13 protein-coding genes are annotated in these 15,221 nt (G+C 68.1%); 6 read left to right on the top strand and 7 right to left on the bottom strand.

The window, feature by feature from the left end; all coding sequences use genetic code 11:
- Positions 1-43: 43 nt before the first annotated feature.
- On the top strand, positions 44-781 hold the full coding sequence (locus I2487_RS15190) for a PIG-L deacetylase family protein (protein WP_207172676.1): 738 nt from the start codon (positions 44-46) through the stop codon (positions 779-781).
- Between the two features lie 28 nt (positions 782-809).
- On the opposite strand, the gene I2487_RS15185 is transcribed toward I2487_RS15190, so the two are convergent.
- Positions 810-1,550, bottom strand: coding sequence for an NUDIX hydrolase (locus tag I2487_RS15185; RefSeq protein ID WP_207172673.1), 741 nt, complete (start codon positions 1,548-1,550; stop codon positions 810-812).
- Between the two features lie 37 nt (positions 1,551-1,587).
- On the bottom strand, positions 1,588-2,370 hold the full coding sequence (gene nth / locus I2487_RS15180; protein ID WP_255546518.1) for an endonuclease III: 783 nt from the start codon (positions 2,368-2,370) through the stop codon (positions 1,588-1,590).
- Positions 2,371-2,487: 117 nt separating this feature from the next.
- Here nth and acs point away from each other — a divergent pair, with 117 nt between their 5' ends.
- Together acs and aroQ are read left to right on the top strand one after the other, a co-directional pair.
- Positions 2,488-4,500 (top strand): acetate--CoA ligase, encoded by a 2,013-nt coding sequence (acs, locus tag I2487_RS15175; protein ID WP_207172671.1) that lies wholly within the window; start codon positions 2,488-2,490, stop codon positions 4,498-4,500.
- 130 nt (positions 4,501-4,630) lie between these two features.
- The gene (gene aroQ, locus I2487_RS15170; protein ID WP_207172670.1) at positions 4,631-5,083 is read left to right on the top strand and encodes a type II 3-dehydroquinate dehydratase; all 453 of its coding nucleotides are present in this window, start codon (positions 4,631-4,633) and stop codon (positions 5,081-5,083) included.
- A gap of 24 nt (positions 5,084-5,107) precedes the next feature.
- Here the strand turns inward: aroQ and I2487_RS15165 are convergent, their stop codons facing one another.
- The 4 genes from I2487_RS15165 to I2487_RS15150 are packed head-to-tail and all read right to left on the bottom strand — an operon-like array spanning position 5,108 to position 12,217.
- Positions 5,108-7,078 (bottom strand): ABC transporter ATP-binding protein, encoded by a 1,971-nt coding sequence (locus tag I2487_RS15165; RefSeq protein WP_207172669.1) that lies wholly within the window; start codon positions 7,076-7,078, stop codon positions 5,108-5,110.
- Positions 7,071-8,954: an ABC transporter ATP-binding protein gene (locus I2487_RS15160; protein ID WP_207172668.1), complete on the bottom strand. Its 1,884-nt coding sequence runs from the start codon at positions 8,952-8,954 to the stop codon at positions 7,071-7,073. Before I2487_RS15160 ends, I2487_RS15165 begins: the two co-directional genes overlap by 8 nt.
- Before the next feature lie 12 nt (positions 8,955-8,966).
- On the bottom strand, positions 8,967-9,866 hold the full coding sequence (locus I2487_RS15155) for a metallophosphoesterase (protein ID WP_345941457.1): 900 nt from the start codon (positions 9,864-9,866) through the stop codon (positions 8,967-8,969).
- 23 nt (positions 9,867-9,889) lie between these two features.
- Positions 9,890-12,217, bottom strand: coding sequence for a transglycosylase domain-containing protein (locus I2487_RS15150; RefSeq protein WP_255546515.1), 2,328 nt, complete (start codon positions 12,215-12,217; stop codon positions 9,890-9,892).
- A gap of 138 nt (positions 12,218-12,355) precedes the next feature.
- Here I2487_RS15150 and sp36 point away from each other — a divergent pair, with 138 nt between their 5' ends.
- From sp36 to I2487_RS15135, 3 genes are read left to right on the top strand one after another with little or no spacing between them, the layout of a single operon-like run.
- Complete coding sequence (sp36, locus tag I2487_RS15145) at positions 12,356-12,523, top strand: Sp36 family protein (protein WP_166645872.1); 168 nt, start codon at positions 12,356-12,358, stop codon at positions 12,521-12,523.
- A gap of 9 nt (positions 12,524-12,532) precedes the next feature.
- The gene (locus I2487_RS15140) at positions 12,533-13,006 is read left to right on the top strand and encodes a RidA family protein (RefSeq protein WP_207172666.1); all 474 of its coding nucleotides are present in this window, start codon (positions 12,533-12,535) and stop codon (positions 13,004-13,006) included.
- A complete protein-coding gene (locus I2487_RS15135) occupies positions 12,996-14,327 on the top strand; it encodes a carboxylate--amine ligase (RefSeq protein ID WP_255546513.1) in 1,332 nt (443 codons plus the stop codon). Before I2487_RS15140 ends, I2487_RS15135 begins: the two co-directional genes overlap by 11 nt.
- A gap of 155 nt (positions 14,328-14,482) precedes the next feature.
- Here the strand turns inward: I2487_RS15135 and I2487_RS15130 are convergent, their stop codons facing one another.
- The gene (locus I2487_RS15130; RefSeq protein WP_207172664.1) at positions 14,483-15,160 is read right to left on the bottom strand and encodes a Crp/Fnr family transcriptional regulator; all 678 of its coding nucleotides are present in this window, start codon (positions 15,158-15,160) and stop codon (positions 14,483-14,485) included.
- Between the last annotated feature and the right edge of the window lie 61 nt (positions 15,161-15,221).

The raw sequence follows: 15,221 nt of genomic DNA, 5'->3' as shown, positions 1-15,221 counted from the left end.
CCGGCCCTGCGCCCGGACCTCGATCCGCTCCTAGACTGGGCAGATGAGCACTGATCCCGCCGCCCTGCCTGAGTATCCCGACGCTGAGCTGCGCCGGGTCCTGTGCGTCGTGGCGCACCCAGACGACATGGAGTACGGCGGTTCGGCCGCCGTCGCCCGCTGGACCGCCCAGGGCGCCGAAGTCTCCTATCTGCTGCTCACCGCGGGGGAGGCCGGGATGCGCAGCCGGGATCCCGAGGAGGCCGCCGCGATCCGTGCCGAGGAGCAGCGCCGGGCCTGCGAGCTGGTGGGGGTCACAGACCTGGTGATCCTGGATCTGCCCGACGGCACGCTTGAGGCCTCGCTGGACGCCCGGCGGCAGATCGCCCGACGCATCCGGCAACTGCGCCCCGAGGTCGTGCTGACCCAGACCTGGGCGCTGGAGGTCGGTTGGGGGCTGAACCACGCGGATCACCGCGCCGCTGGACTGGCCACCCTGGATGCGATCCGCGACGCGGACAACCCCTGGGTGTTCCGTGAACTCCTGGAGCAGGAACGGCTTGAGCCCTGGGCGGTGCGCGAGCTGCTGGTGTTCGGGGCCGCGCCGACCCATGTGGTCGATATCAGCGGGGAGCCGCTGCAGCGGGGGCTCGCCTCGCTGGAGGCGCACGAGCAGTATCTGGCTGAGCTGGGCTGCGCCACCGAGACCCGGGAGATGCTCGAGTCCATGGCCGCGCAGCAGGCCGAGGACCTGCCCGGGGTGGACCACGCCCTGGGCGTGGCCGTGCACCGCATGGGCTGACGCGCGCCGCAGGGCTCAAGCCACGAACCTAGAGACCCGGCAGGTACTCCTGCGGGTCCACGCTGCGACCGGGGTCCCAGGGCTCTTCCCAGCCCAGCCGATTGAGCACCCGATCCACCAGGATGCCGGTGAAGCCCCAGATCAGCGTGCCCTCCACGAGGAAGGCCGGGGCCTTGAAGACCGTGCCTGCCCGATGCAGGGCCGTGGTGCGGCGGTTCTCCGGTCGGATCAGCGCCTGCAGGCTCACGGTGAGCACCCGTTCCACCTCACCGGACTGCGGTCGCAGGACCCCGGTGTGTCCGGCCATGCCGATCACCGGCGTGACCATGAACCCGCTGATCGGCACCGGGGCTGGGGGCAGGGCGCCGAGCACCCGGACCCGGGCGGGGTCGAGCCCGACCTCTTCCTGAGCCTCGCGCAGCGCCGCGGCCGTCGGATCGCGATCGAACTTCTCCTGGGCGCCGCCGGGGAAGGAGATCTGACCGGGGTGCTTCTTCAGCCCTGGGGAGCGCTCGGTCAGCAGCAGATGCGCCTCGTCGTCCTCAGGAGTGGGGGCGCAGAAGAGCATCAGCACTGCCGCCTGCCGGGCGTCCTGCATACCGGCCGGGGTGCTCCGGGGCGCCGTGGTGGCCGGACGCTGGTTCCACCATCCACCGGAGCCCGAGGACTCCGGATGCGCCAGGACGTAGTCGCGTCCCTGCTGCAGCAGGGCCTCGAGCCGAGTCGGGACCGTGGCGCCGGTCAGCGAGAACCCCCCGGGCGCGGCCATGTCAGGCGTCTTTGAACCCTGCGGGGCGGTCTCGGCGTCACGCACTGAGCGGGTATCCCTGGGTGCGCAGCTCCCGGCGGGTGTGCCCGGCCTGCATCTTGGCCAGCAGCTCCTCACGTCCTGGCGCCAGCTCGTACTTCAACAGCGTGGCGGCAGTCTCGGGGTCAACCTCTCCGGCCCCGAAGGAGGGGCACAGCGAGGCGATCGGACAGGCACCGCAGGCCGGTCGTCGGGAGTGGCAGATCCGACGACCGTGGAAGACCAGTCGGTGGGACAGATCGGTCCAGTCCCGCCGCTCGAAGAGCTCCGCCACCTCCTGCTCGACCTTCACCGGATCCTGCTGCTGGGTCATTCCCAGCCTGCGGGCCAGCCGGCCGAAGTGGGTGTCCACGGTGAGCCCGGGCTTGCCGAAGGCATCTCCGAGCACCACAAAAGCGGTCTTGCGGCCCACCCCGGGCAGCTTGACCAGCGCGTCCAGGGAACCCGGCACCTCGCCGTCGTGCTCGCTGACAAGCGCATTCGAGAGCCCCAGCAGCGAACGGGTCTTGGCGCGATAGAAGCCGGTGGATCGGATCACCTCGGCCAGCTCCTCCTCCGGGGCGTGGGCCATGGCATGCGCGTCCGGCCAGCGCCGGAACAGCTCAGGAGTGATCGCATTGACCCGGACGTCGGTGGTCTGCGCGGAGAGCACCGTGGCGATCAGCAGCTCGAAGGCGTTGCTGAAGTCCAGCTCGGCCACGGCGTAGGAGTAGACCTCCCCCAGGACGCGATTGATCCGGCGCACGCGGCGCTTCTTTCCCAGCAGGGTCTCTTGACTCATCGAGACCATTCTACGAAAGCCGAAGAGGGGTGTCCGCTATGTGATATCCGCCTCAGACCCACGGCGGCAAAGGATGTATTGTGAGCGGCAACACAGGAGTATCCAAGGAGGAGCCACATGACCCCGAATCCCCAGCAAGAGAACAAACTGGACTCGATGCAGAAGTCGGGTCAGGTCTTCCCCCCGAGCGAGACCTTCGCCAAGAACGCCGTGGCCACGCAGGACCGGTACGACAAGGCCGCCGAGGATCGCCTCGGCTACTGGGCCAATCAGGCCCGCTCCGTGCTGAGCTGGGACAAAGACTTCACCGAGGTGCTCGACTGGTCCGAGGCCCCGGTGGCCAAATGGTTCGTCGGCGGCGAGGTGAACGCGGCCTACAACGCAGTGGACCGCCACGTCGAGGCCGGCAACGGAAGCCGCGTCGCGCTGCACTTCGAGGGTGAGCCCGGCGACTCACGCAGCATCACCTACCAGGAGCTGGCCGACGACGTCGCGCGCGCCTCCAACGCCTTCGAGTCCCTCGGCCTCACCAAGGGTGACCGGGTGGCCATCTACATGCCGATGATCCCCGAGACCATCGTGACCATGCTGGCCTGCGCCCGCATCGGCGCGATCCACTCCGTGGTCTTCGGCGGGTTCTCCTCCGACGCGCTGCGCTCCCGCGTGGATGACGCCGAGGCGAAGCTGGTGGTCACCGCTGACGGCTCCTATCGCCGCGGCAAGCCCTCCACGCTGAAGCCAGCCGTGGACGACGCGCTCGCGGAGCCCGGGCACACCGTGGAGCACGTGATCGTGGTCAAGCGCAACGGCGAAGAGGTCGCCTTCAACGAGGACCTCGACGTCTGGTGGCACGACGTCGTGCCGCAGCAGTCCACCGAGCACAGCTACGTGGCCCACGATTCCGAGCACCCGCTGTTCATCCTCTACACCTCCGGCACCACCGGGAAGCCCAAGGGCATCCTGCACACCACCGGCGGCTACCTGACCCAGACCGCAGTGACCCACCGGGACACCTTCGACCTGCACCCGGAGACCGACGTCTACTGGTGCACCGCCGACGTCGGCTGGGTGACCGGGCACTCCTACATCGTCTACGGTCCGCTGGTCAACGGCGCCACCCAGGTCATCTATGAGGGCACCCCGGACACCCCGCATAAGGGACGGCTCTGGGAGATCGTGCAGAAATACGGGGTGACGCAGTTCTACACCGCGCCGACGCTGATCCGCACGTGCATGAAGTGGGGCCGGGAGATCCCGGACCAGTTCGACCTCTCGACCCTTCGAGTGCTGGGCACCGTGGGCGAGGCGATCAACCCCGAGGCCTGGCTGTGGTTCCGCGACGTGATCGGTGCCAACAACGGCGTGGGCAAGGCTCCCAAGGAGGAGCCGGCGCCGATCGTGGACACCTGGTGGCAGACCGAGACCGGCGCCCACATGATCGCGCCGCTGCCCGGCGTGACCGCGACCAAGCCAGGCTCCGCGCAGACCGCGGTGCCCGGCATCTCCATCGGCATCGTCGATGAGATGGGCACCCCGCTGGAGAAGGGCGAGGCCGGCCTGCTGGTCATCAAGGAGCCCTGGCCCGCCATGCTGCGCGGGATCTGGAAGAACCCGGAGCGTTACCAGGAGACCTACTGGTCCCGCTTCGGGGATGTCTACTTCGCCGGAGACGGCGCGCGCACCGATGAGGACGGCGACGTCTGGCTCATGGGACGCGTGGATGACGTCATGAACGTCTCCGGGCACCGACTCTCCACCACCGAGATCGAATCGGCGCTGGTCTCACACCCGGCGGTGGCGGAGGCCGCCGTCGTCGGAGCCAAGGACGCGACCACCGGCGAGGCCGTGGTGGCGTTCGTGATCCTGCGCGGCGATTCCGAGGGCGGCGACAAGGAGCAGATGGAGCAGGATCTTCGCGCTCATGTGGGCAAGGAGATCGGCCCGATCGCCAAGCCGCGCAACGTGCTGGTGGTCCCGGAGCTGCCGAAGACCCGCTCCGGGAAGATCATGCGGCGGCTGCTCAAGGATGTGGCCGAGGGTCGCGAGGCCGGAGATGCCTCCACGCTGGCCGATCCCACGGTGATGCTGCAGATCGCGGAGGACATGCGCGCCAAGCACGGCGCCTCCTAGCAGCACCCCCCCCCCCGCTGTTGAGGGGCGGATTTTCCGGGCATCTTGCCCCCTTTGAGGGGTGGAATACCCGGAGAATCCGCCCCTCAGTGCGTGGTGGGGGTCTCAGCGTGGCCGGTAAGGTGTGAATATGCCCACTGAGACTCCGCGCCTGCTGATCATCAACGGACCCAACCTGAACCTGTTGGGGACCCGGGAGCCCGGAATCTACGGCTCATCCACGCTCGCCGACATCGAAGCCCTGTGCCGCGAGTCCGCCGCCGCACTCGGCTTCGAGGCCGAGCTGCTGCAGTCCAACCATGAGGGCACCCTCATCGATGCGATCCAGGCCGCGAGGCAGAACGCCTCGGGCATCGTGATCAACCCGGCGGCCTATACCCACACCTCGGTGGCGATCGCCGATGCGCTGCGCGCGGTGAACCTGCCGGTGGTGGAGGTGCACCTCTCCAACGTCCACGCCCGCGAGGAGTTCCGCCGGCACTCCTACGTCTCCCCCGCCGCGGCGGCGGTGATCGCCGGCGCAGGGCTCAACGGCTACCGCTACGCCATCGACCACCTGGCCACGCTGCTGCGCGAAGACTGAGCTGCCGCGCGCGGACTGAGCCGCTCAGGCACCCATGGAGCTGCGCCACGCCGCGTCGAGCTTGGCGTAGTAGCCGCCCTGCGCCGCGAGCTCGTCTGGCGCTCCGTCCTCCACCACCCGGCCGTCGTCGATGACCAGGACCCGGTCCGCGATCGCCACGGTGGAGAGCCGGTGCGCGATGATCAGCGCGGTGCGGTTGCCCAGCAGCCGCTCCAGCCCCTGCTGCACCAGCGCCTCGCTGGGCAGATCCAGCGAGGAGGTCGCCTCATCGAGGATCAGCACCGCAGGGTCCGCCAGGAACGCCCGGGCGAAGGAGATCAGCTGCCGCTGGCCGGCCGAGAGCCTGCCGCCGCGCTTGTTGACATCGGTGTCGTAGCCCTCCGGCAGCTCAAGGATCAGGTCGTGACAGCCCACGGCCTTGGCCGCGGCGATGATCTCTGAATCGGAGGCCTCCGGCCGGCCCAGTGCGATGTTGCCTCGGATGGTCCCGGAGAACAGGAACGCCTCCTGGGTCACCATGGCCACGTGGCGATGGTGATCTTTCGTCGCGAGATCCCGCAGGTCCACGCCGTCGAGGCGCACCGCACCGCTGCTCACGTCGTAGAAGCGCGCCAGCAGCTTCGCCAGGGTGGACTTCCCGGCGCCGGTGCGTCCCACGACGGCCACGGTCTGACCTGCTGGGATGTGCAGGTCAAGGGCGTGGAGCACCACCGGGCCGTCCTCGGCGTAGCGGAACGAGGCCTGGGTGAACTCCAGCTCGCCACGGGCCTCGCTCAGGTGCCGCGGGTGGCGGGCCTCGGTGACGGTGGGGCTCTCCTCCAGCAGCCCGGAGACCTTCTCCAGTGCCGCGGTGGCCGACTGCAGGGAGTTGTAGAACATCGCGATCATGTCCAGCGGCTGGAAGACCCGCTTGGTCGCCAGCACCAGGGCCACCAGCACGCCGATGCCGAGATCACCCTCGATCACCCGGTAGCCGCCCCAGAGCAGGACCACGGTGACCGTGATGTTGCCGATGAGCATCAGCGAGGGCTGAAGCACCCCGAAGAGGGAGATCGAGCGGATCATGTCCTCGCGGTAGTCTGCCGCCAGGCGTCGGTACTGCCGGGATCGGGAGTCCTCTCGGCGGAAGGCCTGCACGGCGCGGATGCCGGTCATGGATTCCACGAAGTGCACGATCATCTTCGCCGAGGAGACCCTGGTGCGCCGGTAGGCGACCTCAGAGTTGCGCTGGTACCAGCGGCCCAGCACCGCGATCGGGACCAGCGCGGCGACCAGGACGAGCCCGGAGTGCCAGTCCATGATCCAGATGGTCACGCCGGTGAAGAACATGAACATCACACCCTGGACCAGCGAGTTGATCCCGCCGTCCAGCAGCTCACGCAGCGACTCCAGGTCCGAGGTCTGCCGGGAGATCACCTTCCCCGAGGTGTAGTCCTCATGGAAGTCCAGGCTCAGCGCCTGAGTCTTGCGGAACACCTCTCCGCGCAGGGTGAAGAGCATCTGCTGCGAGGCCTCGGCGGTCATCCGGGTGTAGTGGAAGATCAGCACCCCCGCGGTCACCGCGCAGGCGATGTAGGTCAGGCCGGGGAGCCACATGCCCGAACTCTGCCCCTCGACCATCCGGGGCAGCCCCCAGTCGATGGCCCAGGCGACGATCAGCGGGATCGAGGCCTGCGCGGCCTGCGCGATCACCACGAAGATCGCCGTGATCAGCAGTTTGCGCCGCACCCCGACGGAGAGCTGGACCAGCAGCTTCCAGGAACGACGTCGGATGAACCGGCGCTCGTCCTTGTCCAGCTGGATCTGTTCCTCGCCGGCGGTGCCGCGCAGGTGCGCGAAACGATCATCGGCGGTGGACTCGGCCCCGGCGTGGCTGTTCCCGGTGTCGTCGGCCCCAGCATGGGGGGCCCCGGTGTCGGGGGCCCCAGCGTGGGGGGCCTCACCCGCGACGGCGCCGCGGCCTCCGTCCGTTGCTCGGTCGAAAGCCTCACTCATGGCTGAGCACCTCCTCGGCGCTGACGGGGCGCACGCTGGCGCTCATGACCTCGCGGTAGGCGGCGCTGCGCTGGAGCAGCTCCGAGTGGGTGCCGACGTCGCTGATCCGGCCGTGCTCGAGCATCGCCACCCGGTCCGCCATCGCCACGGTAGAGGGTCGGTGCGCGACGATCAGCGTGGTGGTCCGGTTCAGCACCTCACGCAGCCGGTGCGTGACCGCCTCCTCGGTGCGGACATCCAGGGCGGAGAGCGGATCATCGAGCAGCAGCACCGAGGGAGCGGAGGCGATCGCGCGGGCCAGCGCCAGGCGCTGACGCTGACCGCCGGAGAGGCTCAGCCCCTCCTCCCCCACGGGGGTGTCCACGCCCTGGGGCAGGGCGTCGACGAACTCGGCGTCGGCGGTGCTCAGGGAGCGGCGCAGCACCTCGTCGAGCTCATCTGGGGCCGGTGCGGCGTCACGGTCGGGGTCCTGCGGGTCGTCGACGTCGCGCAGGTGGGAGGTGCCCAGCAGCACGTTGGACTTCACCGAGGTGGAGAACAGGACCGGGTCCTCGAACGCGACCCCGACCCGGGAGCGCAGATCCGCCAGACTGAAGTCCTTCACATCCACCCCGTCGATCCGGATCGCACCGCCGGTGGCCTCGTAGAGCCGGGGAATCAGGTTCAGCAGCGTGGAGGTGCCCCCGCCGGTGGCGGAGACCAGCGCCATGGTCTCACCCGGCCGGACCTTCAAGGTGACCCCGTCGATCAGGTCCCGGTCCCCGGCCTTGGTATCGGGGTAGCGGAAATGGACGTCCTCGAGCTCCAGCACGCCGCGCTCCGGAGCCTGCACGGGGGCCTCCGGCGAGGTGATGTCGGTGGCGGTGTCCATCACGTCGGCGTGCCGGTCGATGGCGGTCTTGGCGGTGAAGGTCATGCCCAGCATCATGCCCACGCCCTCGATCGGGCCCTTGAGCACCGCGGCGGTGGCGAAGAACGCGGCCAGCGCGCCGGTGGTCACGCCGGTGGTCTCCTGGTTGGCGACCTGCCACAGCCCGATCAGCAGGCACAGTCCGAGGATCCCCTCGGGCAGGATCACCATGGCCATCAGGAACTTCGCCAGCGTCCGGGCCTTGGAGACCTCGAGGTCGCGCAGCTCGTCGGCCTCCTCGGTGAAGCCCTCCTGGGCGTAGTCCCCGCGGCCGAAGGCCTTGAGCACTCGAATCCCATGCACCGATTCCTCGACCTTGGTGGCCACGTCCCCGGCCTGGTCCTGCGAGGCCCGCGAGTAGTACACGAATTTCTTGCGGAACCGCGGCCCGATGATCATGATCGGCAGCGCGGCGCCGAGGAAGACCACCGCCAGCAGCGGAGAAAGCGTGGCCATCAGGGTGAAGCCCACGAGCAGGCTGACCACCGAGGTGATCAGCATCAACGAGCCGAAGGCGAACCAGCGGCGCAGCAGGTTCAGGTCGGCGATGGCGCGGGACTGCAGCTGCCCGGCTCCCCAGGCGGCGTGGAAGGAGGCGGAGAGGTCCTGGAGCTTGTCGAAGAGCCGGGTGCGCATGGAGGTCTCGGCGTCCGAGGCGGGCGGGATCACGAAGAACCGGCGCAGGTAGACCAGTCCGGCCTCCAGCACGCCCAGCGCGAGAATCACCGCTCCGGCACCCCACACGGCGCTGATCTGGGCGTCGTCATCTAGCAGCGAGTTCACCAGGACCTGAAGGACCTGCGGGATCGAGAGTGCGACGATGCCGGCGCCGATCGCTGCGATCAGGCCCAGGGTCCAGCGGAGCTTGAGGCCCTCGAGATAAGGGCCGAGCCGGGCCAGGGCCTGCCAGAGCGTACGACTGCGCCCGGAGGTCTCGGTGCTCTCAACTCCAGCTACTCGTTGCATCAAGCAACTAACCTATGTCGTTTCGTGCTGAACTTCAATGATCGTGGCCTCCGGCGGACAGAACAGCCGCACCGGGGCTGTTCGAGAGGTTCCGATGCCGGCGGAGACGTGGAGCGGGACGGTCCGGGCGGGCTGCTCCGGATGGCCTGGCACCTGACGTGCCGGGACCTGCACCGAGCTCAGCCCCTTGGCCTGAGGACGCGGCAGGTCGCAGTTGGTGACCAGGGCGCGACCGCCGGGCAGGCAGACCTGTCCGCCGTGGGTGTGCCCGGCGAGGATCAGTTCGGCGCCGCTGCCGGCCAGCGTGTCCAGCGCGGCGGAGACCGGGGCGTGGGCCACACCGATGCGCAGCGGACCAGTGCTGCGTGGATCGACGCTCGAGCTCCGCTCCTGGACCGAGGCGCCGGATGCCGGCCAGCCCTGGAAGTCGTCTCGACCTATGTGCGGATCATCGAGACCGGAGAAGCTCAGGGCCTGTCCGGCCACACTCAGTTCGGCGGTCCGGTTGTTGAGGTTCTTCCATCCGCTGGACTCAAAGGCGCGGAACAGTCGCTGCCAGTCCAGACTCTCGGGCTCCGCATCCAGCTTGGACGGGCCGCGGAAATAGCGCAGCGGGTTCTTCCAGGTGGGCGCGTAGTAGTCGTTGGATCCGCCGACGAAGACTCCCGGGAACCGAAGCAGCGACCCCAACGCCTCGAGCACCTCGCCCACCGCATCGGGGTGCGAGAGATTATCCCCGGTGTTGATCACCAGGTCGGGCTTCAGCTCCGCCAGGGACTGCAGCCAGGCGAACTTCTTGCGCTGGCCCGGGACGTAGTGGATGTCGGAGATGTGCAGGATCCTGAGTCCGGCGCCGGCGCGCAGCGGCACAGGCACATGGCGGACCTGGAAGTCATTGACACCCAGGCCCACCACCTTCAGGGATGCGGTGGCGCTCAGTCGTCGTCTCCGTCGGAATCGTTGTTGCTGCCGCCGCTGTTGCCGCCGCCGTTGTTGTTCCCGCCGCCGTTGCCGCCGCCGTTGTTGTTCCCGCCGCGGTTGTTGTTCGAGCGCTCGTCGTCGGAAGCCTCGTCAGGGTCGGCCTCGGAGCCTTCGCCACCGGGATCGCCACCTTCGGAGACGGTGCCGCCGTCGCGGTAACGCGCCAGATCACGCCGGTCCTCATAGGGCGAGTCATCGGCCTCACGGAAGTCGGAGGTGTCATAGTCGTCGCCCACGGCGGTCATGTACTCCAGCCACATCGGCGCCGCGAGCGTAGATCCGAAGAATTCGTCGTAGCGCTGACCGTTGACCGGAACCCGGTTCTTGTTGTAGCCGTCCAGGACTCGCTCGGTGTTGCCGATCCAGCTCGCGGTGGAGACCCCGGAGGAGTAGCCGACGAACCAGGTCGAGGACGCAAAGTCATTGGTTCCGGTCTTGCCGGCCATCGGGAACGGGGGATCTCCGGCCGCGACGGTACCTTCGGCGATATTGATGGTGGTGTCATTGACCTGCGCCACGACGTCTTCGTCGATGACCTGTTCGCAGTTGGCCTCGGGGACGTCGTACTCGTTGCCGTGGGTGTCGGTGACCTCGAGGATCGCACGCGGCTCACAGTAGTTCCCGTCGTCGGCGAAGGCAGCATAGGCCGCCGCCTGAGTGAGTGGGGATACCCCGTCCGGCCCAAGCACGAATGAGGGGTTGCTGGGGTCAAGTCCCTGGCCATCGCGTGCCGTGCGGACGCCCAGCCGGTCAGTGACATCGGTGATCGCGCACAGGTCCATTTCAGTTGACGTGGCCAGCGTCGCGGTGTTGACGGAGAAGTAGACACCGTAGTCGATGGTCATCCGACGGTTGGAGTTGTCCTCCACGTTGCTGACGTCCCAGACGTTGTCCGCCGTGGTGTATCCACGCTCCAGGCAGCTGGCTTCCCAGCGCTCGGTGTCGGCCCACTCGTCCACGGAGGCGTCGACGACGTCGTCGGTCTCGCCACCCTCTTCGATCCAGGCGGCCACGACGAAGGGCTTCAGCGAGGACCCGGCCTGGAAGCCGCCGCCGCCGCCGGCGTCGGCACCGACGTTGTAGTTCAGCGTGGTGCGTCCCTGTTGCGTGGTGTCGGGATCGAAGACCCGGTTCTGCGCCATGGAGAGGATATTTCCGGTGCCTGGCTCCACCGAGGTCAGGGTCGCCGCGGCCTCTGATTCGTCGGTCACCGGAACAGCGGCTTCAACCTGGTCCTGGGCCGCGGTCTGAGCGTCGGGGTCGAGGGTGGTCGTGATGCGCAGACCGCCGCGGTCGAGCAGTTCTTCCCGCGCCGCCTCGTCGGGGCCGAAGGTGTCGCTGGCGAGGATCTCGCGGCGCACGTAGTCACAGAAGTAAGGAGCCATCGTGGCAGAGACGCAGCCGACCTCCTCGCGGTTGATCTCCAGCCCAAGGCCCGAGCCGACCGCCTCGTCGTACTCCTCCTGGGTGATGACCTCTTCGTCCAGCATCGAACCGAGCACGATGTCCCGGCGAGCCTGGGACGCCTCTGGGTTGACCTCGGGGTTGTAGCCGTTGGGCGACTGCACCATTCCGGCCAGGACTGCGGCCTGGGCCACGTTGAGCTCCGAGGCCGGGATGCCCCAATAATACTGCGCGGCCGCCTCGACGCCGTAGGTGCGGCCCCCGAGCAGCACGATGTTCAGGTAGCCCGCGAGGATCTCGTCCTTGGTCATCTCCTGCTCGACGGCGACGGCGAGCTTCATCTCGCGCAGCTTGTCGGCGTAGGTCTTCTCCCCGGTGCCGGAGATCGTCAGGCGGCCCTCACCGGTGATCACCACGGCGTTGATCAACATGTTGTTCACATACTGCTGGGTGATCGTGGAGGCACCCTGCTGGGAGTCCGAGGTGGCGTTGTGCACCAGCGCCCGGGACAGGCCGCGGGGATCGACGCCGCCGTGCTCGTAGAAGCGCTCGTCCTCGATGGCGATGATGGCGTCGATCATCTCCTGGGAGATATCCTCCAGCGCCACCGGCTGCCGGTTCTCGGCATAGAAGGTCGCCAGCTCGGTGCCGTCGGAGGCGTAGATGTGCGAGGGCACGCTCAGCGGTTCCTCTGCCAGCTCGGCAGGGATGTCCTCGAGGATGTCCGTGCCGGCGGCCGCGGCAGCCCCGCCAGAGGCCGCCAGCGGGAAGATCAGCCCTGCTGCCAGCAGGCCGCAGAGAGCGCTCACGCCCAGGAAGGACATGATCTTGCCGACCGTGGTGGCAGTATCAAACAGGGGAGATTTACGCGACGCCATGGGCTTCATCCTACCGGCAAGCTCCAAGCCGCTGCGGGAGGTGACGTCACCCGGACCCGGGCGCGGATCTGGACGCGGATCGCGACGGATCTGGACGGACGCTTCTTGGTCGCGGCAGGCGTCCGTTAGTCTGAGAATATGAGTGCATCTGAGACCCAATGGGAATACGCGACGATTCCGCTGATCATCCACAACACCAAGGGCATCCTTGACCAGTGGGGCGAGGACGGCTGGGAGCTGGTCACCGTGCTGCCCGGCCCGGAGGGCAACGCCCCCGTCGCCTACCTCAAGCGCCCGCGGAACTGAGTCAGACACATGGCTGAGCAGATCTCCGCTGTTGAAGCGCGCCTGGCCGAGCTCGGCCTGAGCGTTCCCGATGTCGTTCCCCCGGTGGCCTCCTATCAGCCGGCGGTCATCGCCGACGGCGTCGTCTATGTCTCCGGCCAGCTGCCCTTCGTCGATGGCGCGCTGCCGATGACCGGCAAGGTCGGCGCCGAGGTGACGCAGGAGCAGGCCTACGAGCTCGCGCGGCAGTGCGCGCTCAACTGCATCGGCGCGCTGAAGGCGGCCGTGGGTGATCTCGACCGGATCACCCGGATCGCCAAGGTGGGCGGCTTCGTCGCCTCGGCGCCGAGCTTCACCGGTCAGCCCAAGGTGCTCAACGGCGCCTCGGAGCTGCTCGGCGCGGCCTTCGGCGAGGCAGGACAGCACGCGCGCAGCGCCGTCGGCGTGACGGTGCTGCCGCTGGACACCCCGGTGGAAGTCGACCTCATCGCCCATGTCCGCTGAGGCACCCCAGGTCCTGACCCAGGATCCGCGGTGGCAGGAGCAGGAGCGCGCCTGGGCGCAGGTCGGCTTCGCCCCGGTGATCATCGGCGGCGACGCCGGCGCCTATGGCGCGGCCCGGGCCTTCCATGAGGCCTATGGCATCACCTCACTGGTGCTCTCGAAGCACCAGATGTGGATGATCAAGCATTCGAAGATCATCACCCATCTTGAGATCGAGAACGGCACGGTGATGGAGCATGTGCGCACCGGGCTGAACCTCGCCCCGATCCGGCGACTGCGGGATCAGTGCATCCCGATCCTGCTGCTGGGCGCCATCGACTCCACGGTGCAGGCGATCATCGAGCTGCGCGAGACCCACCCGGAGGACCTGGGCGAGGACGTCGTCGTCCCCTATGTCGACCGGGCTCGGTTCGACGCCGCGACCGTGAAGGACAACTTCACCGCGCTGGCCGAGAAGCTCGGCGTGGACCATCCGGTCACCCGGGTGGTGGACTTCGACGCCGATCTGGACACCCAGCTCCCGCTGGAGCTCAGCTTCCCGGTCTGGGCGAAGCCAGCCGATGTGACCGCCTGGTACTGGACCGAGTTCGAGGGCAAGCACAAGGTCCACCGGGTGCAGACCCCGGAGGAGCTCGCCGAGCTCTTCGGCAAGGTCCATGCCGCCGGATACCGGGCCAGCTTCGTGGTGCAGGAGGAGGTTCCCGGCGACGACCAGAACATGCGGGTGCTGACCTGCTATGCCGATCAGAACTCGAGAATCCGGTTCGCCTCCTGGGGCGAGACCGTGGTGGAGGATCACTCCCCCGCCGCGCTGGGCAACCCCTCGGTGATCCTCACGACGAAGAACTCAGAAGCCGTGGATCAGGCACAGAAGCTGCTCACCGAGCTGGACTGGGTGGGCTACGCGAACTTCGACCTGAAGTACGATCCGCGCGACGGCAAGACCAAGTTCTTCGAGCTCAACCCGCGTCTGGGCCGCTCGAGCTACTACATCACCGGGGCCGGCAACAACCCGGTGGAGTACTACGTGCGGGACTTCATCCGCGGTGAGCTCTCCGCCGACGGCGATACGACCCGCGTGGAGGACCAGGCCGAGACGGTCTACACCGTGCTGCCGGGCTGGCTGGCCAGCCGCTACGTCTCGGACCCGGAACGACGACGCCGGATCGCCCGAATCCTCCGCTCTGGCGGCAGGCGGAACCCGTTCTTCTATGCGGCGGACCGCAGCCCGCGCCGCGTGGCGCTGCTGCTGGCCGCGCAGGCCTCGCTGGTGCGCAAGTTCCTGCGGTTCTATCCGCCCTCGCGGGTCACCGGGGAATAGCCCCCGGGCCCACCGCAGACACCGTCAGATACAGCCAGACACAGCTCGATACAGCCAGATACAGAAGGAGCGCCCGGCATAGTGCCGGGCGCTCCTTCTGTGTCTTCAGCCAGCTATGTCTGGGCTCGACGCTGGGTGAGACCAGCGGGCTCAGTTCAGCGCGAGCGCTGGCGGATCCGCTGGATGTCCAGGATCACCACGGCGCGCGCCTCCAGGCGCAGCCAGCCGCGCTGGACGAACTCGGCCAGTGCCTTGTTCACGGTCTCGCGGGAGGCACCGACCAGCTGGGCCAGCTCCTCCTGGGTGAGCTCGTGCGCCACCAGCACGCCGTCCGGAGCCGGACGACCGAAGCGGTCGGCCAGGTCCAGCAGCGCCTTGGCCACGCGGCCGGGCACGTCGGAGAAGACGAGGTCCGCGAGGGACTCGTTGGTCCGGGTCAGCCGCTTGGCCAGGGCCTGCAGCAGCTGGACCGAGACCTCGGGGTTGGTGGTGATCACGTTGCGCAGGCTGTCGTGGCGCAGACCGGCGAGTCGAGTCTCGGACACCGCGGTGGCGGTGGCGGTGCGGGGCGCGGGGTTGAACAGCGCCATCTCACCGAAGATCTCACCCGGGCCGAGCACGGCCAGCAGGTTCTCCCGGCCGTCCGGGGTGGTGCGTCCCAGCTTGATCTTCCCGGAGATGATGAAGTAGAGCTGATCCCCCTGGTCACCCTCGTGGAAGACCGATGACCCGCGGGAAAGGTCAACCTCATCGAGCTCTTTGATGAGGGCGCTGAAGACGTCGTCGTCGAGCGTGGCGAACAGCGGTGCGCGGCGCAGTACTTCAAGGTCCATGGGCGATCCGTTCTTCCTGGATGTGTGAGATAACAGAGTCTCGTTGCTTAGAAGTTACCAG

The sequence above is a fragment of the Nesterenkonia sp. E16_10 genome, from assembly GCF_017347085.1.
Taxonomy (GTDB): domain Bacteria; phylum Actinomycetota; class Actinomycetes; order Actinomycetales; family Micrococcaceae; genus Nesterenkonia.
This window is presented reverse-complemented; position numbering and strand designations above follow the sequence as displayed.

What these genes read in the sequence shown, in the direction of transcription:
- nth (WP_255546518.1), bottom strand. Translation starts at nt 2,370, where the DNA reads ATGAGTCAAGAGACCCTGCTGGGAAAGAAGCGCCGCGTGCGCCGGATC.
- I2487_RS15135 (WP_255546513.1), top strand. Translation starts at nt 12,996, where the DNA reads ATGTCCGCTGAGGCACCCCAGGTCCTGACCCAGGATCCGCGGTGGCAG.
- I2487_RS15150 (WP_255546515.1), bottom strand. Translation starts at nt 12,217, where the DNA reads ATGGCGTCGCGTAAATCTCCCCTGTTTGATACTGCCACCACGGTCGGC.
- I2487_RS15190 (WP_207172676.1), top strand. Translation starts at nt 44, where the DNA reads ATGAGCACTGATCCCGCCGCCCTGCCTGAGTATCCCGACGCTGAGCTG.
- aroQ (WP_207172670.1), top strand. Translation starts at nt 4,631, where the DNA reads ATGCCCACTGAGACTCCGCGCCTGCTGATCATCAACGGACCCAACCTG.
- I2487_RS15130 (WP_207172664.1), bottom strand. Translation starts at nt 15,160, where the DNA reads ATGGACCTTGAAGTACTGCGCCGCGCACCGCTGTTCGCCACGCTCGAC.
- acs (WP_207172671.1), top strand. Translation starts at nt 2,488, where the DNA reads ATGACCCCGAATCCCCAGCAAGAGAACAAACTGGACTCGATGCAGAAG.
- I2487_RS15185 (WP_207172673.1), bottom strand. Translation starts at nt 1,550, where the DNA reads ATGGCCGCGCCCGGGGGGTTCTCGCTGACCGGCGCCACGGTCCCGACT.
- I2487_RS15165 (WP_207172669.1), bottom strand. Translation starts at nt 7,078, where the DNA reads ATGAGTGAGGCTTTCGACCGAGCAACGGACGGAGGCCGCGGCGCCGTC.
- I2487_RS15160 (WP_207172668.1), bottom strand. Translation starts at nt 8,954, where the DNA reads ATGCAACGAGTAGCTGGAGTTGAGAGCACCGAGACCTCCGGGCGCAGT.
- sp36 (WP_166645872.1), top strand. Translation starts at nt 12,356, where the DNA reads ATGAGTGCATCTGAGACCCAATGGGAATACGCGACGATTCCGCTGATC.
- I2487_RS15140 (WP_207172666.1), top strand. Translation starts at nt 12,533, where the DNA reads ATGGCTGAGCAGATCTCCGCTGTTGAAGCGCGCCTGGCCGAGCTCGGC.